Source organism: Faecalibacterium sp. AF28-13AC (genome assembly GCF_003478405.1).
GTDB classification, from domain to species: Bacteria; Bacillota; Clostridia; order Oscillospirales; family Ruminococcaceae; genus Faecalibacterium; species Faecalibacterium prausnitzii_E.
In genome coordinates, this window is the sequence record NZ_QUFG01000012.1 from 23,127 (window position 1) to 44,275 (window position 21,149).

16 protein-coding genes and 1 pseudogene are annotated in these 21,149 nt (G+C 55.9%); 7 read left to right on the forward strand and 10 right to left on the reverse strand.

Annotated elements, in window-relative coordinates; genetic code table 11:
- Positions 1–2: 2 nt before the first annotated feature.
- The 3 genes from DWY95_RS14310 to DWY95_RS14320 all read right to left on the reverse strand — a co-directional run bounded on the left by DWY95_RS14310 (position 3) and on the right by DWY95_RS14320 (position 5,601).
- Positions 3–1,817: a family 43 glycosylhydrolase gene (locus DWY95_RS14310; protein ID WP_118554028.1), complete on the reverse strand. Its 1,815-nt coding sequence runs from the start codon at positions 1,815–1,817 to the stop codon at positions 3–5.
- 4 nt (positions 1,818–1,821) lie between these two features.
- Complete coding sequence (locus tag DWY95_RS14315) at positions 1,822–4,029, reverse strand: glycoside hydrolase family 2 TIM barrel-domain containing protein (RefSeq protein ID WP_118554029.1); 2,208 nt, start codon at positions 4,027–4,029, stop codon at positions 1,822–1,824.
- Between the two features lie 81 nt (positions 4,030–4,110).
- Complete coding sequence (locus DWY95_RS14320; RefSeq protein ID WP_118554030.1) at positions 4,111–5,601, reverse strand: MFS transporter; 1,491 nt, start codon at positions 5,599–5,601, stop codon at positions 4,111–4,113.
- A gap of 228 nt (positions 5,602–5,829) precedes the next feature.
- On the opposite strand from DWY95_RS14320, the gene DWY95_RS14325 reads away from it, so the two are divergent.
- Positions 5,830–7,131 carry a family 1 glycosylhydrolase gene (locus DWY95_RS14325; protein WP_118554031.1) on the forward strand — a complete coding sequence of 434 codons (1,302 nt, stop codon included), beginning with the start codon at positions 5,830–5,832 and terminating at the stop codon, positions 7,129–7,131.
- Positions 7,132–7,244: 113 nt separating this feature from the next.
- Here DWY95_RS14325 and DWY95_RS14330 read toward each other — a convergent pair whose 3' ends face one another.
- The 3 genes from DWY95_RS14330 to DWY95_RS14340 all read right to left on the reverse strand — a co-directional run bounded on the left by DWY95_RS14330 (position 7,245) and on the right by DWY95_RS14340 (position 9,436).
- Positions 7,245–8,138, reverse strand: coding sequence for an IS3 family transposase (locus DWY95_RS14330; RefSeq protein WP_118554032.1), 894 nt, complete (start codon positions 8,136–8,138; stop codon positions 7,245–7,247).
- A complete protein-coding gene (locus DWY95_RS14335; protein WP_199665515.1) occupies positions 8,129–8,803 on the reverse strand; it encodes a helix-turn-helix domain-containing protein in 675 nt (224 codons plus the stop codon). The genes DWY95_RS14330 and DWY95_RS14335 overlap by 10 nt, the downstream gene beginning before the upstream one ends.
- 96 nt (positions 8,804–8,899) lie before the next feature.
- Entirely contained in the window at positions 8,900–9,436 is a 537-nt protein-coding gene (locus DWY95_RS14340) for a TetR/AcrR family transcriptional regulator (RefSeq protein ID WP_118554033.1), read from the reverse strand.
- 194 nt (positions 9,437–9,630) lie between these two features.
- Here DWY95_RS14340 and DWY95_RS14345 point away from each other — a divergent pair, with 194 nt between their 5' ends.
- From DWY95_RS14345 to DWY95_RS14355, 3 genes are all read left to right on the forward strand, one after another.
- Positions 9,631–10,638, forward strand: coding sequence for an SDR family oxidoreductase (locus tag DWY95_RS14345; protein WP_117534945.1), 1,008 nt, complete (start codon positions 9,631–9,633; stop codon positions 10,636–10,638).
- A 75-nt stretch (positions 10,639–10,713) separates the two neighbouring features.
- The gene (locus DWY95_RS14350; RefSeq protein WP_117930090.1) at positions 10,714–12,060 is read left to right on the forward strand and encodes an MATE family efflux transporter; all 1,347 of its coding nucleotides are present in this window, start codon (positions 10,714–10,716) and stop codon (positions 12,058–12,060) included.
- Between the two features lie 36 nt (positions 12,061–12,096).
- On the forward strand, positions 12,097–13,296 hold the full coding sequence (locus DWY95_RS14355; protein ID WP_118554034.1) for an AraC family transcriptional regulator: 1,200 nt from the start codon (positions 12,097–12,099) through the stop codon (positions 13,294–13,296).
- A gap of 88 nt (positions 13,297–13,384) precedes the next feature.
- On the opposite strand, the gene rhaD is transcribed toward DWY95_RS14355, so the two are convergent.
- Genes rhaD through DWY95_RS14370 form a run of 3 tightly spaced genes read right to left on the reverse strand, consistent with a single transcriptional unit; the run spans position 13,385 to position 16,811 of the window.
- Positions 13,385–14,212 carry a rhamnulose-1-phosphate aldolase gene (rhaD, locus tag DWY95_RS14360; protein ID WP_118554035.1) on the reverse strand — a complete coding sequence of 276 codons (828 nt, stop codon included), beginning with the start codon at positions 14,210–14,212 and terminating at the stop codon, positions 13,385–13,387.
- Positions 14,213–14,232: 20 nt separating this feature from the next.
- Positions 14,233–15,492, reverse strand: a complete 1,260-nt coding sequence (locus DWY95_RS14365; RefSeq protein ID WP_118554036.1) for an L-rhamnose isomerase — start codon at positions 15,490–15,492, stop codon at positions 14,233–14,235.
- The gene (locus DWY95_RS14370; RefSeq protein ID WP_118554037.1) at positions 15,489–16,811 is read right to left on the reverse strand and encodes a rhamnulokinase family protein; all 1,323 of its coding nucleotides are present in this window, start codon (positions 16,809–16,811) and stop codon (positions 15,489–15,491) included. The genes DWY95_RS14365 and DWY95_RS14370 overlap by 4 nt, the downstream gene beginning before the upstream one ends.
- A gap of 154 nt (positions 16,812–16,965) precedes the next feature.
- On the opposite strand from DWY95_RS14370, the gene DWY95_RS14375 reads away from it, so the two are divergent.
- From DWY95_RS14375 to DWY95_RS14385, 3 genes and pseudogenes are all read left to right on the forward strand, one after another.
- Positions 16,966–17,841, forward strand: a complete 876-nt coding sequence (locus DWY95_RS14375) for an AraC family transcriptional regulator (RefSeq protein ID WP_118554038.1) — start codon at positions 16,966–16,968, stop codon at positions 17,839–17,841.
- A gap of 68 nt (positions 17,842–17,909) precedes the next feature.
- Positions 17,910–18,411 (forward strand): annotated as a pseudogene (locus DWY95_RS14380) (recombinase family protein); the annotation flags it as partial.
- Between the two features lie 22 nt (positions 18,412–18,433).
- Positions 18,434–19,405 carry a recombinase zinc beta ribbon domain-containing protein gene (locus DWY95_RS14385; protein ID WP_118554039.1) on the forward strand — a complete coding sequence of 324 codons (972 nt, stop codon included), beginning with the start codon at positions 18,434–18,436 and terminating at the stop codon, positions 19,403–19,405.
- Here the strand turns inward: DWY95_RS14385 and DWY95_RS14390 are convergent.
- The gene (locus DWY95_RS14390) at positions 19,402–20,835 is read right to left on the reverse strand and encodes a plasmid recombination protein (protein ID WP_118554040.1); all 1,434 of its coding nucleotides are present in this window, start codon (positions 20,833–20,835) and stop codon (positions 19,402–19,404) included. The two genes, DWY95_RS14385 and DWY95_RS14390, sit on opposite strands and share 4 nt — an antisense overlap.
- Positions 20,836–21,149 lie beyond the last annotated feature (314 nt).

Here is a 21,149-nt window from a genome sequence, read left to right on the forward strand (position 1 = left end):
ATTTACCCCTCCAGTTTGAATGTTTTGCCCGGCGTGATGCCGTTTTCGTTAAAGCTGTCCACGCAGATGTAGTATTCCTGCCCGGCGGTCAGGGTGGAAAGGGTCACTTCGTCTGCATCGTAGACCAGCCAGCTCAGATAGAGCTTGTCGGGTGCAACGCCATAGCGGACATTGCAGCCCTGCGCATTTTCGATGTGCTGCCAGCTGATCTTTGCATCCAGTGCATCCACACGAATCCCGGCGGCTTCTGCCTGTGCAGGCTTTGCGCCCTCGCCGTTGCCGAACACCCGCAGGCCGCTGATGCGCAGTGCCTGTCCGTAGGGCAGCGCACCGCCGGTCACCCGGACATACCGTGCCCGGATGCCGTCCGCAAACTCAAAGTAGCCGTTGGAACACTCCCGGACAACCGTTTCGCGGATCGACCAGTCTGCTCCGTTCACACTGGTCTCTACCATGTAATGGGAAATCTGCGGCCGGGTCTCGATGTGGCGGGTCTTGCGGGTATCGCCGTAGCTGTCGGCTGGGAAGTCCACCACAAGCTTTTCATCTGCCATATTTACCTGAATGGCGCGGATATCACTCTCTTTGCCAAGGTCCACGCAGAGCCATTCGCCCGGCTCTGTACCAGCGGCGCTCCACCAGCTGCGGCAGTCCTCGTTGACGGCCAGTGCCGGGCTGCTGCCCTCGGCAGTGCTGGAAGCCGTGACCGGCTTTTTGTAGCTCAGCAGCATCCATTCCGGCTGCTGGCTGGCGGCATCGAATTTGCCAGCCGGGATGCGGTGCGGGTAATCGGCAAAGTTCTGGTTGCAGTAGAGAACCCCGTCTTTGTCGAACCCGGCAGGGAACAGCCCCACCCGGCGCTCAAAGTCATAGTTGACGGAAATGCGCATGGTAGAGGCGTGCCACCAGTTGCCATAGCGGTCGGCAATGGTGCTGCCGTGGCCTGCGCCGGTGATGAATCCGCCGGGCTTTGCGGAAAACGGGTTGGATGCCTGCCGCACAAAGGGCCCCAGCGGAGAATTGGAGGTGTATACACCATCGGCGTAAGTGTTGTACTGGGTGCCGGGGCAGGCGTATTGCAGGTAATAGAGGCCGTCATGCTTTGTCATAAAGGCACCCTCAATGTAGGGTTTGCCCACGGCGTTGAACATGGCAGTCAGGCTTTCGGCACTCAGGCCGGGGATGTTTGCCATCTGCGGCGGCAGATCCAGCTTGCCGGTTTCCGGGTTATAGAACTGCTTCATGGACTGGTACAGCACGCTGGCTTCCCGGTCCACAATGCCGTTGTTGCCGGGGCGTTCGTAGCCCAGTACGGTTTCATTGCCGAAGATCAGCTCCTGCTTTTCACCGGTGGGGGTCATGGTGTCCGGGTCCATCTCCACGCCGTAGATGGGCGTAGTATTGGAGCAGCCCCAGTAGAAGTACACCCGGCCATCATCATCGCAGAACAGATCCGGGTCCCAGAAAGCAAAGGGCGCAGATACTTCGGTAAACGGCTCGGTCAGGGGGTCAGAGGTGCGCAGAATGGGACAGTTGCGCTCCTTGCGGCTGGCGCAGAAGTACAGGAAATCGCCCACCTGCCGCACATCGGGGGCATAATCGTAGATCAGCAGATCCGGGTCTGCATGGAAGTCCCAGTGCAGCAGGTCGTCCGAATACCAGAAGCCTGCCGACATGGAAACAAAGAGGTAATATTTGCCCTTGAAGGATACCAGCGTGGGGTCTGCACCCTCCCGGAAACCTGCTGTACGGGGGCCTTCCTTCATGTGCTGGTAACGGTAGCCCAGATCAAGGGGGTTACAATAGGTTTGTTTCATCGAATCACTCCTTGGAAATGCCCTGCAATACACGGTTCAGCTGCTTGATGTCCTCTTCCGAAGCGCCGGCCTGCATCAGCATGGATTCAATGGTCATCCGCCGCATGGCGCGCTCCATCATCGCCACCAGAGCCGGGTTGTCCTTCACGGCGGCGGCAACATCTCCGCGGGCAGCGGCGGCTTTATCAGAGATCTGCTTCAGGATGGGACCAACTTTGGGGTCTGCTGTGGCGGCAGCCATGTTGTCCTTGACCGACCAGCAGCTTTCGTCCAACTCGCCGTCAAACCAGTTGGTCACGTTCTTGCGGTTGTCCATAGCATAATCCGGGTTGGGAGCGTCCACCTTGTTCACCAGGATCACGCTGCTGTGCTCACCGGAGCGTGCCTCAATGCTGTGTTTGCCGGTGATGGGCAGCTGGAAGGTGAACACCTTGTCGCCCTTACGGGTCTCCACCAGCTGACCGTCCTTGTACAGCGAGACCTCCGGCAGATTGGAGTAGACCTTGATCTCAGTCACATCCTCGGCGCGGTCTACATAGCGGCTGCCGCACAGGTGCACGAACGGCTCCTTGCTCCAGTAGGCCTTGTAGAGATAGAAGGGGTCTTTTTTGAGCTTGCGGTCAAAGGTGACAAGGCCCTTCTGGTTCTCGCCGTGCTTGCCGCCCTCATCACGGCCATCGGCGGCAAAATCAAACATATTCCACACATGGGTCGCCCACAGCCACGGACGAGCGGCGATCATCTTTGCGATATGTTCATGGTAGACGCACTGATAACTCTCGGTGTAGTCGCCCTTTTCCGGGTGGCTGCTCTGGTACTGGGGGTTGGCATCTGCGCCGTACTCCGAAAAGCCGATGCAGCGGTCAGGGTAATCGGCGTGGTACTTGTCAAAGAACTCGTCGTTCTGCTCCAATTCGCCCAGATACCAGCCGAAGTAGAGATTATAGCTGTTCACATCGGGAATTTCCAGAATGGGACTGGTGGTCTCCAGCATAAACACGTTTGCCATGGTGGTCTTGCGGGTGGGGTCCAGCTTGTGCGCCAGCTCGTTCAGCATACGGTGGTTTTCCAGCAGATCCTCGTTGACAGCAGAAGCAGCGGTGATCTCGTTGGACAAGCCCCACACGGCAATGCAGGGGTGGTTGTAGTTCTGGACGATCAGCTCTTCCATCTGGGTCAGGGTGTTGGCACGGCCGTTGGTCATGTGCATGGTGATGTAGGGGATCTCTGCCCAGATGACAAGACCCTTTTCATCACACAGGTCGTAGAAATACTGTGCGTGCTGATAGTGTGCCAGCCGGATGGTGTTGGCCCCGATTTCCAGAATGAGGGCAATGTCCTCCTCCATCATTTCGTTGGTCAGGGCATTGCCCGCACCCTTACGGTCCTGGTGGCGGGAAACACCGCGCAGCGGATATTCCCGGCCATTCAGGATAAAGCCCTTCTGGGGGTCGATCTCAAACTTGCGGCAGCCGAACCGGGCGGAAGTCTCCTCACCATTGTCCAGCTTGGCAGATACGGTGTAGAGGAAGGGGTCGTCCACGCCATCCCACAGATGGGCGTTGTCCAGCGTGAAAACAACCTTTGCAGTGCTCTTTTCCACCGGGGCGGTGAGGGTTTGACCCTCCAGTGCAAAGGTCACGTTCTGTGCGCCCACCACGGCGGCTTCCACGGTGACCTCGGCGGTCTTGGCAGCAAGGTCGGTGACGATGGGGGTCACCTTCAGTGCCGGTGCGCCATGAGCGGGCAGGGCAAAGTGCTCTGCCGGGACGATATGCAGGGTCACATCCCGGTAAATGCCGCCGTAGAAGGTAAAATCGGCTTTCTGGGGATACACGGTGTCGTTGTCGCGGTTGTCCACGGAAATGGCCAGCAGATTTTCCTCTTTGAGGTGGTCGGTCAGGTCTACCCGGAAGGTGGAGTAGCCGCCCTTGTGCTCAGCCAGCTTTTCACCGTTCAGGTAGACGGCGGCGGTCATAGCTGCGCCGTCCAGCTGCAAAACAGCCTTGCCGCCTGCCGGGATGGCGGGCTTTGCCAGGGCCAGCGTATACCAGCAGGTGCCGCGGTAGTAATCGTTGCCGCCGTCCTGACCGTCCACTGCGTTCCAGGTGTGGGGCAGAGCAATGGCCTCACCCATAACAGCGGTGGGGATGCCGGGATTCTCCTTGGTAAAATGCCAGTCGCTCTGATTCAACAGGATGGTCTTGCTCATGGTAAAAACTCCTTTATAAAAGATGGATGGAATCAGCAAAGACCGAAAGAGCGTATGAGCCCTTTCGGTCTTTGCAGGGTGTTACTGCATCTGTTCTGCAATTACTTCATGACGAAGGGCTTCTTTCTTATCTGCGATGCGTTTCTGGACGTTGACCATTTCTTCCTTGGTCAGCGGGCAGCCCAGCATGGCGATCAGGGTGATGGCCCAGCCCAGCATGGGCAGACCGAACTTGATGGCAAGGGTCATCCAGAAGATGCCGCTGGTGTAGGGATCTGTGGGCTGGGGCATGGTGGTGGTGTAACCCAGAAGGGCGACCGCACCGGTGGCGATGACAGCAGCCACCGAGGTGATGAGCTTGTCCACCAGACTGTAAGTACCAGAAACGACAGCCGGGATATAGCGGCCGCTGCGGTCCAGCTCGTAGTCAATGGTATCGGCCATGTAAGAAGTGTTGGAGGTGGTAATGCACATCATGGAACCATTCTGCAGCAGAGTCAGCAGGACGTAAACGATCATGTTCCAGCTGCCGATCACACCGATCTGACGAGTGTCGGTAAAGATGAAGAACAGGAACAGCACAGAGGCGATGGCCATGCTGACGCAGGTCCAGGTCACGATGCCCTTCTTGCTGCCATTTTTGCCCACATACTTTGCACCGAAGGCCGCAAAGAAGATGGAAGGCACCATGCTGATCACGCTAAGGGTGGTAGCAAGACCCATGTTGCCGATGAGGATGCCGTTCAGCATCGTGTTGATGATGGCCTGGCTGCCTACCTGCTGTGCCAGCTTATCGGAAGCGTTGGAGGCGATGTAGCACTGCAGGGGCTTGTTGTGCTTGAGCACCTCAAGAATATCCGCAGTTTTCAGCGGCTCGTGTTTTTTGCTGGTGCCCTCGAAGGTTTCGGGCTTATCGTAGGCGGAGATACCGGCGCAGACGATCAGGGTGCCGATACCGGCAATGATCAGCACGATGGTGCAGACCGTGCTGAGGAAGTCCTGATTAAAGGTGCCGCCGCACTTGGGCAGGATGACGGTGTAGATCAGCATGCTCATGCCCATGGGCACGGCGTAGTTCAGTGCAGTGGTCCAGACACCGATGGTGGGACGCTGGCGGGGATCGTTGGTCATAATAGCCGGCAGGGTCTGGGCGGTCATGTTGGTGACGGTATAGCCGATGATGTAAATAATGTAGGTCAAAACGAACACCGGCAAGCCGAAGCCCTTGCTGGAGCACAGGTTGAACATACACAGCAGGCCGACAGCCTCGATCAGGTAGCCGCTGATCAGCAGAATGCGCAGCTTGCCGAAACGGGTGTTGACGCGGTCGTAGATGAACGCCAGCATCGGGTCGGTAAAGCCGTCCAGAATGCGGGCCAGCATCAGGATGAGACCGACGGTTGCGGTGGTGATGCCGTAGCCGATGCTGGCAGAATAACTGGCCATACCGATCAGGGAATAGACGCTCATGCCCACAAAAGCGTTGCAGGCGTAACAGATGATCTGCCAGAGCTTTGCACGGCGGTACTGGACGCCGTCTGCTTCACTGGCACTGGGTTTCTTTTGGAACATAATGATTTTCCTCCTTTTTGTGTGAACGGAGTTCCGCTTTTTCTGACACCAGAATAACAGAATGCAACAGCCACCGCCGGATGAAAAACGATAGTTAAGGATAAAAATTCGTGCAATAATTTGTGATGCGTGAATTTGCGTCCGCCTTCACGATTTATTGTCCCATAGGGGCAAAACAGGTCTGCTACAATAGCCTCAACAAGCAACACGCAGGAAGGGAGAACCATCATGCAGAAATTTGAAAAAGGCTTTTTCATCGGTGCTGCAACAGCAGCCCATCAGGTAGAGGGCAACAATACGAAGAGTGACTACTGGGCACAGGAGCAGCTGCCCCATTCCAGCTTTACGGAGCCAAGCGGCATTGCCTGCGACCATTATCATCGGTACGAAGAAGATATCAAGCTCTTGGCCGATGCCGGGCTGAACGCCTACCGCTTTTCTATCGAGTGGGCACGGGTAGAGCCGGAGGAAGGAACGTTCGACCCGGAAGCCATCGAGCATTACCGCAAGGTGATCGCCTGCTGCAAAGCGCACGGTGTAGAGCCTATCGTCACCCTGCTGCACTTCACCAGCCCGAAATGGCTCATCTGCAAGGGCGGCTGGGAAACCGAAAGCACCGTAGAGGATTTCAAACGTTATGTGACCTATGTGATGGAACAGCTGGGCAGCGAGCTGCGCTATGTCTGCACCATCAACGAGGCCAATATGGGCTTGCAGCTGGCCGCGATCTCCAAGCGGTTCCGTCTGATGGCAGAACAGGCCGCCAAAAATGCCGCAGCGGCCGGAAAGTCTGCCGAGGGCACGGTGCAGGTGGGCATGAACTTCCAGAAGATGATGGAAAACATGAAGTATGCCGCCATGGAGAATGCACAGGTGTTCGGCACACCCCAGCCGCAGATCTTTGTCAGCGAGCGCACCCCGGAAGGTGATCTGCTGGTGCTGCGTGCCCATGCAGCCGCACGGGATGCCGTCAAAGCCATCTGCCCGCAGGTCAAGGTGGGCCTGACCCTCTCGCTGCACGACTTGCAGGCACAGCCCGGCGGCGAAGCCTTTGCCGAGGCCGCATGGCAGGAGGAGTTCACCCATTATCTGCCTTATATCAAAGACGATGATTTTCTGGGTGTGCAGAACTATACCCGCACCCTTTACGGCCCGCAGGGGCAGCTGCCGGCACCGGAGGGCGCAGAACTGACCCAGATGGACTACGAGGTCTATCCGCAGGCACTGGAACACGTCATTCGCAAGGTGGCAGAGGAATTCAAGGGTGACCTGATCGTGACCGAAAACGGCATTGCCACCGCCGATGATACCCGCCGTGTGGCGTTTATCCGGCAGGCGCTGGATGGCGTGCAACACTGCATCGCCGACGGCATCCCGGTGAAGGGATACTTCCATTGGAGCCTGATGGACAACTTTGAGTGGCAGAAGGGCTATGCCATGCAGTTTGGACTGATCGCCGTGAACCGCGAAACGATGGAGCGGACAGCAAAGCCCAGCCTTGGGGTGCTGGGTAGTTACACAGAAAGATAAGCTGCAATAGCAAAAAAACAGGCTGCGGAAGATGAACCGCTCCCTGTCAAGTAGACAGATGAAAAAACAAAAAGTTTTCTCCAGGATCTCAGATAGGAGGTCCTGGTTTTCTTTTATGCAGCATCCAGCAAACTGCGGTAGTCCATAGGTGCGAGGCAATTTAGACGATGCTGACGCCGTTGGTAGTTGTAGTAATGAATGAATTGTCCTACCGCATCCACAAGCTCTTCATAGGTTTCAAAATGGTTGAGATAATACATTTCACACTTCAGAATGCCCCAGAATCCCTCCATCGGGCCATTGTCAATACATCTGCCAACACGGGACATGCTTTGCCGCATTCCCTGTTTTTCCAGCATATCCTTGAACTGCTTGCTCGTGTACTGGAATCCCCGGTCACTGTGAAATAATGGGTGTGCATCCGGGTACTTCTGGATTGCCAAATCAAAGGTTTCAAATACGAGTTGGTTGTTGTTGTGCCTGCCAATTGCAAAGGAAACGATATCTCTGCCCTTCAAGTCCAGAATGGCACTGAGATAGGCTTTTCCGCCCTCAGAGCCATATTTCATTTCTGTAACATCGGTGCACCATTTCTCGTTTACGGTGTTGGCCGTGAATTCTCTGTTCAGAATATTCTCGGCAGTTACTTCGGGGGTGGATCTCTGATAAGCAGGACGCTTTCTGCGGATGACAGCAAGCAGGCCGACAATATGCACCAACCGATAAAAACGTTTCAGGTTGTACTGTTTTTCATGGGTAGCGTTATACTCGTCCGCAATTCGGCGGTAGCCATAGGTTCCGTTGTGTTCGGCATAGATCAAGCCAATATCATGCAGCAAAGCCTCGTTCTCAAGCTCGCTGCTGCTCTTGGTTCGGTGTGCCCATTTATAATAACTGGAACGATTCAGGTTCAGAATGTCACAAGTCTCGGTTATTGCATACCCCTCTTCGTGCATTTTCTGAACACAAATGTAGAGATATTCCTGTCTTACTCCGCTCAGCGCCACCTCCTTTCAAGTTCCTTGAGTTTTTTTAGCACTGCATTCTCCGTTTCCAATCTTCTGTTTCGGGCTTCCAGCATCCGGTTCTCGGCGCGCAGTTTCTCCACTTCTGTCATCTCAGATTCGGCCTTACGCTTACCACGCTTGTCTACCAGACCTTCCGCGCCTTTCTCGTTGTACTTCCTGACCCATGAATAGATTTGCTGGTAACTCACTCCGTACTTCTCAATCGTGGCAGTGTAGTCATTTCCATGCTCGATGCAGTAGCTGACAATTTCAATCCGTTCCTCGTATGTCGTAGTCCGTCCTTTGGTCATATAGATATCACTCCCTCGGCCTCTGCTGGGCCGTAATTCCTTATGACCATTATACATCTTAATCCAGTTTTGCAACTGTGTTCTTGATGAAATTCCGTACTTTTTACAGATTGCTGCCTGACTTCCTTCTCCGCTGAGGTAAGCGTTTACTGCTGATTTCTTTAACTCTCGTGGATAGTTTCTGTGCCCTGTATGTTCAAAACCATCTATGCCAAACGTTTCGTGTTTCCTGATCCAATCCTGGAATGTCTGTTGGCTTACGCCTAACCGTTTCGCTTCTGCTCCCTGACTTGTTTCTCCCCGTTGGTATCGCTCCACAGATTGGATGATCTCTTCTGGTGTCCGTTTTGACATAATAATGCTCCCCATAGTGTAGTCTCGAATTTTTGTTATTTCGAGTGTCTACTCTATGGGGAGCATATCAAGATGCTTCTTGCAGCCTGTTTTGGCTCAGCGGGAAAGATGCAGACCATGGACACCATCTGCAACCACGGCGGCGATCACATCAATTTGTTTTTGTGCCAGTTTTGCGTCGGTGTTCAGAAGCCCGGAAAGACCGTTCATTACAAAAATCAGGATCGCACCGACATTTTCATATTGGGATGGTTCCATGTTTGCGAGTTTGATTTGTTCCAGAATCGCATCACGCAGATGCTGTGTAAAGCGGTTCATCGCGGATGCAGGAACGACACCGAGGTAATCGGTCGCCTGCTGGAGAGAAGCAAACATCTCCTGCACAAAGGCCTCCGGCGCATCCAGCAGCTGCTGTGCGCCGCCCATATTGTCGCAGACGAGCTGGACCGTTTGCCGCTCCATTTCGGCGGTGAGGGCATCCAGCGTTTCATAGTGGGAATAAAAGGTCGTTTTGTTGATCTCGGCCCGTTCGGCAATTTCTTTGACCGTGATCTTTTCGATCGGCTTCTCCCGCAGCAGGGCAACAAACGCTTTCTGAATGGCACGCTTCGTTTTTTTGACCCGGATATCCATAGAATTCCTCCATCAATTGATTTCATAAAGGGTGCTTAACCAACGCTTTGAACGTGATTCGTTGCTTAAACACCGGATACGCCGGAAACTGCTGATTGCGGCCCCTGCGGCGCAGTGCTATTATAGCACCATGGAGATGGATAAGCAACTCACAGTTGAGTATTTGAGAATGAAACATCAAGTGGAGGCATTTTATGGATTTTAACAGTGTCAAAGGTAAAGTGGCCATCGTCACCGGCGCAAGCCGTGGCATCGGCCGGGCTATTGCCGAGTGCTTTGGCGAAAACGGCATGAAGGTGGTCTGTGCAGCCCGCAGTGCAGAGCAGGGGCGGGCTGTGGCAGATGGCATCTGCGCCAAGGGCGGCGATGCCATCTTTATCCAGACCGATTGCAGCAAGGCTTCTGCCATCAAAGAACTGGTGGATAAGACGGTGACGCACTACGGCAAGTTGGATGGCGTTGTCAGCAACGCAGGCATCGGCATGGGCGGCACACCGCTGCATGAGTATGAGGTAGAGGATTACGAGAAGATCTTCTCCCTGAACAGCGAGGGTGTCTTTGCCGGGATGAAGTACGGCGCAGAGGCCATCCTCAAGAGCCACAGCGAAGGCGGATTCCTCATCAATGTGGCATCGGTGGCGGGTCTTGTGCCCCAGCGTGGACAGGCGCTGTACAGTGCCACCAAGTTCGGCGTGGTCGGCATGACCCGCGCAGCGGCGCTGGATTACGCAGAATACGGCATTACCGTCAACGCCATCTGTCCCGGCTACACCAGAACCAGCATTTTCGGGGATGCACCGGCTGCGGCCATGGACTTCTTTGCAGCCGACTGCCCGGCAAAGCGGATGGGCGACCCGGAGGAGTGCGCTGCATTGGCACTTTTCCTTGCCAGCGGTCTGGCACGGTACATCACCGGTGCAGCCATCCCGGTGGACGGCGCACTGTCTGCCGGACACCAGAGCATCAGCAGCTGGAAGCACCCGGAAATTTTGACCGGCGGCAAGCTGAACAGCCAGAGCACGATTGCAGCACTGATGGAAAACGAGGCCGCAAAAGCCATCGTGGAGCAGTACCTGCCCGGTTTTGCCGACAACCAGCAGGCAAAAGCTGCCTACGGCATGACATTTGGCAAGATCGGCCCTATGCTGGGTCTGCCGGAAACGGCGCTGAAAGCACTGCTGGATGCGCTGGACAACCTGTGACCGAAGCAGCTCGGAAAGCTCCCTTGACAGGGGCTTTCGTTTTGCCTGCGTGCGGTTGATTTTTGGGAGGAGACCATGAAAAACGAAGCACTTTTCCGTACCGGCTCTGTCTGGAAATCCATCATTTCCATGGCGGTGCCCTCCATTATCATTATCCTTGTCATGGTGCTGTACAACATGGCGGATATGTTTTTTGTGGGCTGTCTGGGCGATACCGCACAGGTGGCGGCGGTCTCCGTTGTGGGACCGGTGTTTTCGATCCTTTCGGCAGTAGCGACCATGCTTGGCGCAGGCAGCAGCGCCATCATTGCACGCTGTTTTGGCGCAGGCGAGATCGAGCAGGGCAAGACCTGCTCCTCGCTCTGCTTCTGGAGCAGCTTTTTTCTGGGCGTTCTGGTCAGCATCGGTCTGCTGGTGAGCAGAGTGCCGCTTCTGGGGGTGCTGGGCTCAAATGCAGAATTTTTTCCCTATGCAGAGCGGTATCTTCAGGTCCTTGCACTGGGTGCGCCGCTTTTTATCCTGTCCAACAGCATGGCGATGCTGGTGCGTGCAGAGGGCGCAGTAAAAGAAGGCCTGATCGGCAATCTTCTGGGCACGCTGGTCAACTGCATTTTTGACCCGCTGTTCATTCTGGTGCTGAACTTCGGCGTCAGCGGTGCGGCTGCTGCCAGTGTGCTGGGCAATCTTGTGGCAACGGGCTGCTATCTACGCTACATCGTCAAACACGGCACGGTGCTGACCATTGATCTCCGTCCTGCCCTGAAAAAACCGCAGATGCTGGGTGAGATGCTGGCCATTGGTCTGCCCAACGGGATCAGCAGCCTGCTGGCAGGGTTTGCCTCCTCCTTCAGCAACCGGCTGCTGGTGACCCACGGCACGGCGGCGGTCGCAGCCATGGCGGCAGCGGGCAAGACGACCATGATCATCAGCATGATCGCCATGGCGATCTGCATGGGGTGCCAGCCGCTTCTGGCGTACAGCTACGGCGCAGGCGACACGAAGCGCCTGAAGCAGCTTTTGAAAGATCTGATCCTGCTGACCGTTGTTTTTGGTGTGCTTGCCGGGGCAGCCAGCTTTGCCGGACGCAATGCCTTGATCGGGATGTTCATCAAGGAAGAAGGGGCGTTCCGTCTGGGGACGCAGCTGGTGGTCTATCTGGTGCTGGGCAGCCCGGTGATCGGTCTGACCTATCTGGCAACCAGCCTGCTGCAATCCGTAGGCAGGGCAAGTGGTGCGGTGGTGCTCTCTCTTTTGCGGCAGGGGCTGCTGCTGATCCCGCTGCTGTACCTGATGAATGCGCTTTGCGGGGTGCAGGGCATTGCGGCGGCGCACCTGATGGCAGACGTGGGCGCTGCGGTCATCTCCGCAGGCATCCTGCTGCACTGGCTCCGGGCATCGGTAGAAAAAACGGCAGAAGTATGATATACTGTTTCCATCAATGAGCCGGAGGGATTAGGCATGGATGTTCTCCAGAATATGATGCTGTTTTCCGAGCTTGTCAAGTGCGGCGGAAATGTATATACATGGTGCTATGATGCACAGGGAAAACTCTTGCGGAGCAACTGCCCGGACGAGGCATTTCTTGCCAGTGCATTTGAACTGTTCGGCTGCAAACAGCGGATGCTGGAGCATGGGGATCGGGACGATGTACCTGTTACCTTGGGAACGGCATTGGGTCTTTTGTGGGGCGCAGCCTTTGAAAAGGAAGAGGGAAACCTGAAGCGTGTCTGGGTCATCGGGCCGGTGTTCTATCAGGATGTGACAATGCGCGGGATCGAGGAAGGGCTGAAATATTACAGCAAGCTGGAGATCAGTGTGGCATGGACGATCCAGCTTTACAAAGTCCTTGAAAAAGTTCCTACCCTGCAAAACACCATTATGAACCGCTATCTGCTGATGATGCACTACTGCCTGACCGGGCAGCGGCTGGAACTGAGCAGTGTGAACAGCAGTGCAGCACAGGACGAACGGCTGAAAAGCGATGCCATTCCCCATGACCGGCATAAGATCTGGATGGCGGAGCAGGGAATGCTGCAAATGGTCCGCACCGGAGACCTGAATTACAAGCAGGCACTTTCCAACAGCATGAGCATGAGTGCAGGCGTGCCGGTGCAGAGCAGCGATGTTCTGCGCCAGAGCAAGACTTCCATCATCGTGTTTACCTCGCTGGTGTGCCGTGCCGCCATTGAGGGCGGTCTTTCCCCGGAGGAGGCGTACGCGCTGGGGGACAGCTACATTCAGACGGCGGAAGCGGCAAAATCGTTGGATGAACTGAGCCCGCTTGCAATGATGATGTACGATGATTTCATTCGGCGTGTCCACAAACACCGGACGAACCCCAACCTCAGTATGCAGATCCAGAAATGTGTGGATCATATCGAGATGAATCTGGACAAAAAGATCGTGGCGGAAGATCTTGCCGCTCTGGTGGGCTACACGGAATACTACCTCACCCATAAATTCAAGGAAGAAACGGGTCTGAGCGTCACGAACTATGTGAAGTTTGCAAAGGTCGAACGCGCGAAGGTTCTGCTGAAAAGCACAACGCTCAGCGTCCGGGAAATTTCCGAGCAGCTTGGCTTTGCCACCCGCAATTATTTCAGCGCAGTCTTTCAGCAGGTCACCGGAAAAACACCGATGGAGTTCCGGGAAACATAAAGCAGAACAGGCATCCTGCGATACCATTTTGGCGGTATCGGACAGGATGCCTGTTTTGCTTTGAAGAAGAAAAATGGGGGAAAATAGCTCAGTTAAGGAACTTCTCGTTCAGGGTCACGCCAAAGTCGCGGGCAATGGCGCGCAGGTCATCGTCGGTGATGGTCTGCCGGATGATGCCGCCGCCCATGGAGAGCACCTTGACGTAGATCTCAGCACTCTTTTCGATGGTGTGGGCAAGACCAAAGGTGATGTCAAAGTCCGGACCGGAGGCAAACAGACCGTGCTGCGCCCAGATGGCTGCCTGATAGTGCTTCATCAGCTCACTGGTGGCCATGGCAATGTCCGCCCCGCCGGGCACCATCCAGGGGCAGACACCCACACCCTCCGGGAACACCACCGGGCACTCGGTGGCGCTCTGCCACAGGGCACGGGTGAAGTCCCGGTCGGTCAGGGGCAGGATGTAGGTCAGGGCAATGACGTTGGTGGCGTGGCAGTGGTAGATGACACGGTTTGCGCCATTGGTGGCAGCCTTGCGGACGCTGTGGTTCATAAAGTGGCTGGGAAACTCGCTGGTAGGCTTTGCACCGCCCTCCAAGCCCCAGACGATGCGCCAGCTGTCGCCCTTGTCGTTGATCTCCACAATGCCGATGCTGTGGACAGGGTCCGGCTCCACATTGCGAAAAAACTTGCCGGAGCCGGTGGTGATAAAGTACTCCCCGGCCAGGTTGTCCGCCTGCACACCCATGTTCACCCACTCCCGTGGCTGCGGGTCAAAGAAGGGGCGGCACTGTGTCACTTCCTCCTCCTTCATGCGGTAGGTCAGGTTGCCGCCGTTGCGCTCGTGCCAGCCCTGCAGCCAGCCATCGTTGCACATCCGCATAAAACCTTTGACGATCTCAATATCCAGAATACCCATCTTCAAACACCTCTCTGTTTTCAAATGCGCTTGCACAGCACATTCTGCTCGTAGTTTTTTACTTCCTCAAACCATGCGCCGTCTACCGGCACACCGTTCCGGCGGCAGTATTCGTCCCAGACCTCCCCAAAGGGCAGGGTCTTCAGCTCCTCCTGCCGCACCATCAGCTCGGTAAACTGGTTGGTGTCCTGCAGCTCCTTCAGTGCTGCATGGGGGGTACACAGGGCAGACAGCAGTGCCTTTTCCACGTTGCGGAAGCCCACCGTCCATGCGGAAATGCGGTTGATGGAGGCATCAAAGTAATCCAGTGCAATGTTCACCCGGCCGTCCAGACCGCCGCAGCGGACGATTTCCTTGCAGATCTCCTTCGTTTCATCGTCGAACAGCACCACATGGTCGGAGTCCCAGCGGATGGGGCGGGTGATGTGGAGCGCGATCTCCGGGAAGAAGGCCAGCAGAGCGGGGATCTTATCGCTGACCACCTCGGTGGGGTGGTAGTGACCGTTATCCATCAGGGGAATGCACTTTTCCCGGTTGAAGGCGGCGTAGCTCAGGGCAAACTCGGCGCTGCCCACGGTGTACGATTCCACACCGATGCCGAACACCTTGCTCTCGATGCAGGGCTTTACCAGCTTGAAGTCGTAAGGCTCGCTCAGGATCTCGTCAATGCTTGCCTTGTAGCGGTCGCGGGGGCCTTTGCGGTCCGCCGGGATGTCCTTGAAGCCGTCGCCTGTCCAGATGTTCATGGTGCAGGGCTGCCCCAGCTCCTCTGCCAGATACTGGCTGATGCGGATGCAGGCCTTACCGTGTTCTACCCAGAATTTCCGGGTCTCCTCGTTGGGGCTGGCAAGGGTCAGCGGGTCGCACTTGGGGTGGGAGAAAAAGGTGGGGTTGAAGTCTGCGCCCAACCCTCTTGCCTTGCAGAAATCTACCCATTTTTTGAAGTGCTTCGGCTCCAGCTTGTCCCGGTCTACCCACGAGTTCTCCTCGTCAAAAATGGCGTAGGAGGCATGGAGATTGATCTTTTTGGTGCCGGGGCAGAGGGACAGCACCTTGTCCATGTCGGCCATCAGTTCTTCCGGGGTGCGGGCACGGCCGGGGTAGTTGCCGGTGGTCTGGATACCGCCGGTCAGGGGCTTGGTGGGGTCGGTATCGAAGCCACGGACGTCATCTCCCTGCCAGCAGTGCAGGGAGATAGGCACGGTCTTTAACCGGGCAATGGCTGCTTCGGTGTCCACGCCAATGGCGGCGTAGCGGGCTTTTGCTTCTGCGTAGCTCATAAAGTTCCTCCTTCAGGAATGCTCATCTGAATCTTCAAATTGCCGATGGCGGTGGCCTCAATGGGCAGCGCCACCACCTGTTTTCCGGTATAGTGGGCGGTCAGCTCGTTCAGGGTGGTGTTCTTTGCGCCGCCGCCTGCAATGTACAGCTTATCCCAGTGCTGCCCGGTGAGGGCTTCCAGTTCCCGGAATGCTTCCCCGTAGCAGTACGCCAGCGAATGATAGACGCTGTTGATGAGGTCGGCATCCGTGGCCGGGGCTTCTCCGGTCTCGGCAAGGGCGGCTCTGATCTCTGCACGCATATCCTGCGGGGCAGAGAACCGGGCTGCGTTCACATCAAAAATGCGGGTGTAGGTGCTGGTTTTTGCCAGCTCTACCATCTGGGCAAAGGAGATGCCCAGATGCTTTTGCACGCACTGAATGATCCACAGACCCATGATGTTTTTCAGGTAGCGGATGTACCCCACGCCGCCCTCGTTGGTAAAGTTTGCACGGCGGCTCTCCGGGCTGGTGATGGGCGTTGCCAGCTTGACCCCCAGCAAACTCCATGTGCCGGAGGAGAGGAACGGCGCATCCCCCTGTTCCATGGGAATGCCCTCCACAGCACTGGCGGTGTCGTGGGTGGCGCACAGCACCACCTTGGTCTGCCCGCCCACCTCGGCGGCGATGTCTGCTTTCAGAGGCCCCAGCACCGTGCCGGGAGCGGTGAGCTTGGGGAACATCGCCTCCGGCAAGCCCAGAGCCTGCAATATTTCCGGGTCGTACTCCTTGGTCTGGGCGTTCACAAGCCCGGTGGAGGTGGCGTTGGTGTACTCCCGCGCCTTTACGCCGCACAGCTTCCACAGCAGGTATTCCGGGATCATCAAAAAGTCCTTGGCCTGCGCCAGCCGCCCGGCTGTTTTGTCGGCATACAGCTGATAAATGCTGTTGAAGGGCTGGAATTGGATGCCGGTGCGTGCATAAAGCGTTTCAAACGGCAGAATGCTGTGCACCTCATTCAGCACAGCCTGCGTCCGGCTGTCACGGTAGGCGTAGACAGGGGAGAGGGGCTTGCCGTCTTTCAGCAGCACATAGTCCACCGCCCAGGTGTCGATGGAAAGGCTCTCAATGACCGGGTACTTTGCAAAGGCCTCCCGGATGCCCTGCTTCACGTGGACGAACAGGCTGTCGATGTCCCATTCCAGATGACCGTCCACCCACCGGACGCTGTTGGGAAAACGGTACACTTCCTCGGTGCGGAGAACGCCGTTCTCCATCCATCCCACAATGTGCCGCCCGCTGGACGCACCAATGTCGATGGCAAGATAGTTTTTGTGCATAATGCGCCTCCTGTGTAGCTTTGACTGCTACCAGTATAGCCCCATGATGCCGCCGATTCCATCCGCAAAGGTGACGCATTTTTTGTGAAAAGTCTACTCTTGCACGGCAAAGGCTGGTGCGCTATACTGAACACAGAAAGAGAGGAATCGGAAAATGCTGACCTACAACATGGATGTGACCCCGGAAAGCGTTTGGAAGCGCACCACCCCCAGCGAAGCAGAGCTGGCACAGCCCTATTACTGCACCGAGGCAGGGGTATTTTACGCCCAGCAGCACTTTTCCACCGCCCGCACCGATAAAGAAAGCTACCTTCTGTTTTACACCCTCCGGGGTGCAGGGCTGATCGAGCAGGGGGAAAGCCATGTGGTGCTCAGCACCGGGCAGGCGCTGCTGCTGAACTGCCGCACGCCGCAGAGCTACTGTACCGCCTCGGGGCAAAGCTGTTGGCATCATTACTGGGTGCATCTGGACGGCGCAGGGGTCGCCGCTATGGAGCCGCTGCTGCTGCCGGGCAAAAAACTGACCCCGGTGCAGCTCACCGGGGTCAAGATGCAGGAATATTTTGAGACGCTTTTAACGCAGATGGAGCGCAGCACCGTGGACAGCATGGTGACCACCGGCTTGGCGCTCCACGAGATGCTGGCCCTGTGCGCACTGAGCATCCTTGCACAGGCTGAAGCCACCAGCGCACGGCAGGTCATTTTGCAGGCGGCGGAGACCCTGCGCAAAAATTACCAGCAGGAACTTTGCCTTGCCGACCTGCTGGCAGAGGCGCACATGAGCAAAAGCTATTTTCTGCGCCTGTTCCGGCGGTATATGGGCACGACACCGTATAATTATCTGGTCAACTTCCGCATCACACAGGCAAAGGAGCTGCTCGTCCTCACCGACCACAGCGTCAGCGAAATTGCACAGGAGGCAGGCTTTGGAGATGCCAGCAATTTTTCTACCCGCTTTGCAAAAGCCACCGGGCAAAGCCCCCTGCAATACCGCAAAAGTGCGCTGAAGCCGCTGGAGGGGGCACGGTGAGCGGAGGAATTGTGTCAAAATGACACAATTCCTCCGGGTGCTTTCATAGAACCATGGAATGTGAATGTTTTGCCCGAAACCGCTACGACAGTGCCCGATACAAGACCCAGCTGAAACGCAATGGTGTGAAACTGGTGTCGGCAACGGAAGTCATTTCGGCTGGCCCGGAGGGCATTATTCTGGAGTCGGTGCTGGAGGGCTATGCCGAATACTACTCGGCTGACCTGTCCGAAAAGGTCGTGCGCGGCATGACCGAGAATGCTCTCAAGGGTATTTAATAATGGCGGCACGATTCCGTTCGGTTACATGATCGATGAGACCCGGCATTACCAGCCCGACCCGTTGTTGGCTCCGTATGTGGAGCAGACGTTCCAGAAGTATGCAGACGGCGCGACCATGACCGACCTGCGGGATTGGTTGAAGGCGCACAACATCAAAAATTCAATGGGCGGGGAGATGTCCTATAACACGATTCAGCGGATGCTGAGTAATCGCCGGTACATCGGCGAATTGCGTTTGCGAGATGTGGTACAGCCCAATGCAATTCCGGCACTGGTATCAGGTGAACTTGTCGGGGTAAGACCCCTCCATCTTGCTACGCAAGACCGTTCTGTCGCTTAAAAGCCCCACTGGGGCTTTCATTGCTCCGCTTCGCTGCGCAAACGCGAACCTGTTCAACAAGGTGCAGGAAAAGCTGGCGAAAAATAAAAAGGCCCCTGCCCGTCATAAGGCAGAGGAAAGCTATCTGCTCACCACCAAGCTGTACTGCGGCAAGTGCGGTGCACTGATGTTCGGAGAAAGCGGCGTCAGCCACACCGGGAAGATGTACACCTATTACAAGTGTGCTGCTGCCAAGAAGAAAAAGACCTGCGATAAAAAGGCCGTGCGGAAACAGTGGCTGGAAGATCTAGTGGTCAACGAGACCATGAAGCTGGTGGAAGATGACGCTTCCATGAATGCCATCATTGCCAAAGTCATGGAATTGCAAAATCAGGAAAGCACAGACCTGCCCATCTACGAAAAGCAGTTGAAGGAAACGGAAGTCGGCATCACCAATATGCTGAATGCCATCCAGATGGGCATTCTGACCAGCTCTACCAAGGAGCGGCTGGAAGCTCTGGAAGAACAGCGAAAAGAACTGCAAGCCCGCATTGCAGAGGAACGGCTGGCTAAGCCAAAGATGAAAGAGGAGTTCGTCCGGTTTTGGCTGCTTCGCTTCCGCAAGCTGGATATGACCCAGCCGGAGCAGCGGCAGGCACTGGTGGATACCTTCATCAATGCCATCTATCTCTACGATGATAAGGTTCTCATTACCTTTAATTATAAGGAAGGTACGGAAACGGTCGCTTTCGGGGAAGCCGTGAAAGCAGAGAAAAGTTCGGATATGAGTGCGCGAGGAGCACCAGATATTGAACGTCAAATCGTAAGATTTGACGTTCTTTTTTATGTAGGAAAGCGGCTGCACACTTTCTGCACACCGTTTGCACATTTGCCCGAATCAGGGGCTTTTCTGCGCAAGGTTTGCACAGCCTGCTTTCCTTTGCATAAAAAGAAGAGAAGTTAGGCGAACAAGGCTCTCGTCAACTCTCTGCGTTCGTCTGCGTCCATCAGCCGGATGGCTTCAAGGATCTCCTTACCGGAGATTTTTGTTGCCGCCGGCTTTTCGTTTTGCCGGGGCTGAGGTGCTACCGGGGTCAGGTCTTGGGAATAGAAGTTCGCTTCGATCTTCTCGGTCAGCTCCAACCGGGGCTTGTCCTGCGTGTGGGCGTAGGTGTCCATCAGGACAGCAGCCGTTGCGTGGCCTGTGTTGCCCTGAACAGACTTGAAGTCACCATCCGACTGCAAGAGCTGGTAGGTGGCACTGGAATGCCGCAGACCATGGAACACGATCTGCTCGAACTCCGGGTGCGCTGACCGCCATTGCCGATACCACTTGGTCAGCAGTTCTGGCGCAATGGGCAAGCCGTCCGGGAGCCGGAACAGTTGCCCGCAGTTATTGTACTTTTCTGGGGCATTCTGCTCGTCCTGCTTGCGCTTTTCAAGCCATGCCAGAAGCTCGGCTTTCAGAGGCTTGGTCATATACAGGATGCGGTTGAACTTCTTGGCCTTGGGCTTTTTCAGGATGAGGGAGGATTTGCTTCCCTCCCGCCTGTCCGGGAAGGTGTGGTAGACCTGATTGGGGTCGAGCTTTTCCAGAGCGTCCTTGTTGGCTCGCTGCATGGTCTTGCTGACTGAGATGGTGCCGCGCCCTTCGGCGGCATCGAAATCCAGATCACTCGGCTGCAAGCCGAGAATTTCGCCCTCACGGAGCGAAAGAATCATGCTCATGTGCACCGCCAGATGCAGGGCAGGGTTCTCGATGGTCTGCAACGCCGCCAGCATCGTCTTTTCATCCCAGATGGTGCGCTCCTCGCTGTTCGCCTTGGGCGCTTCACGGGGCAGGGGAATCTTGTGGATCAAGTCCCATTCCACCGCATAGGAAAATGCGGTCTTGAGCAGCGTGTGGACTTCGTGGATGGAGGTGCTGGACAGCAGCCGCTTCTTTTGCTTGTCGGAAAGCTTCTGTTTCACACCGTGCACATACTGCCCGCAGGGGGTCTTGGCAAGGGTAGCATAGAACTTTTCAATGTCGTAGGTTCGCAGCTCCTGCACCTTGCGATTGCCGATATAGAACTGCTTGGCGAACTCGTAGCCGCCATGGTTGTCAAAGTAGGCCGAGTTGACATCAAAGATAAGCTCGCAGTAGTGGGTGGCATCCGGCTTCAGACCACGGGTGGAAATCGTGCCGTTGGCTTCCATCCGGGCGAACAGGTCAGTGTAGTTGGCGGTTGGCTTTTTGAAATAGACGTTCCATTCTGCGCGGTGGGGAAGAATGTCGGGGTTTCGATAGCTGTCCTTTTCGCGCTCATTGTGCTGCTGGGTGTTGCCAACAGCTTTGTCCGAAACAGCGAGATTTCGGACGCTTGTGCGGTCGATGCCATCGTTTCTTGCCAGAGGGCATCCCTCCTTTCAGGGTTCAGAGGAAGGTGACGGGGGAACGGAGATGCACTTCTGAGGAAGTGTAATAATCCACTATGACACTTTCATCCCTGCGGTCTGCAAAGTGTAGTGGGCTCTTCGAGGACTCTCCGATGGGGAACGTCTCCTGCGGGAGAGTTGCAATCAGGTGCCACATGGCGGCACTTGATTTACAGCCGAACAAGCTGGCGGTCAAAGATTTGCGAATCCCTGCCCACCAGCTCGTCCGGCTTTTTCAACGGGTCATTTTGACCCGTTGATTTGGCAAGCTGTCAATTTGACATCCTGCC

Excerpts from the sequence above, each read along its gene's own strand:
- DWY95_RS14335 (WP_199665515.1), bottom strand. The coding sequence starts at position 8,803 with ATGTCAAAACGGACACCAGAAGAGATCATCCAATCTGTGGAGCGATAC.
- DWY95_RS14355 (WP_118554034.1), top strand. The coding sequence starts at position 12,097 with ATGGATGTTCTCCAGAATATGATGCTGTTTTCCGAGCTTGTCAAGTGC.
- DWY95_RS14375 (WP_118554038.1), top strand. The coding sequence starts at position 16,966 with ATGCTGACCTACAACATGGATGTGACCCCGGAAAGCGTTTGGAAGCGC.
- DWY95_RS14340 (WP_118554033.1), bottom strand. The coding sequence starts at position 9,436 with ATGGATATCCGGGTCAAAAAAACGAAGCGTGCCATTCAGAAAGCGTTT.
- DWY95_RS14350 (WP_117930090.1), top strand. The coding sequence starts at position 10,714 with ATGAAAAACGAAGCACTTTTCCGTACCGGCTCTGTCTGGAAATCCATC.
- DWY95_RS14365 (WP_118554036.1), bottom strand. The coding sequence starts at position 15,492 with ATGAGCTACGCAGAAGCAAAAGCCCGCTACGCCGCCATTGGCGTGGAC.
- DWY95_RS14320 (WP_118554030.1), bottom strand. The coding sequence starts at position 5,601 with ATGTTCCAAAAGAAACCCAGTGCCAGTGAAGCAGACGGCGTCCAGTAC.
- DWY95_RS14370 (WP_118554037.1), bottom strand. The coding sequence starts at position 16,811 with ATGCACAAAAACTATCTTGCCATCGACATTGGTGCGTCCAGCGGGCGG.
- DWY95_RS14345 (WP_117534945.1), top strand. The coding sequence starts at position 9,631 with ATGGATTTTAACAGTGTCAAAGGTAAAGTGGCCATCGTCACCGGCGCA.
- DWY95_RS14315 (WP_118554029.1), bottom strand. The coding sequence starts at position 4,029 with ATGAGCAAGACCATCCTGTTGAATCAGAGCGACTGGCATTTTACCAAG.
- rhaD (WP_118554035.1), bottom strand. The coding sequence starts at position 14,212 with ATGGGTATTCTGGATATTGAGATCGTCAAAGGTTTTATGCGGATGTGC.
- DWY95_RS14325 (WP_118554031.1), top strand. The coding sequence starts at position 5,830 with ATGCAGAAATTTGAAAAAGGCTTTTTCATCGGTGCTGCAACAGCAGCC.
- DWY95_RS14310 (WP_118554028.1), bottom strand. The coding sequence starts at position 1,817 with ATGAAACAAACCTATTGTAACCCCCTTGATCTGGGCTACCGTTACCAG.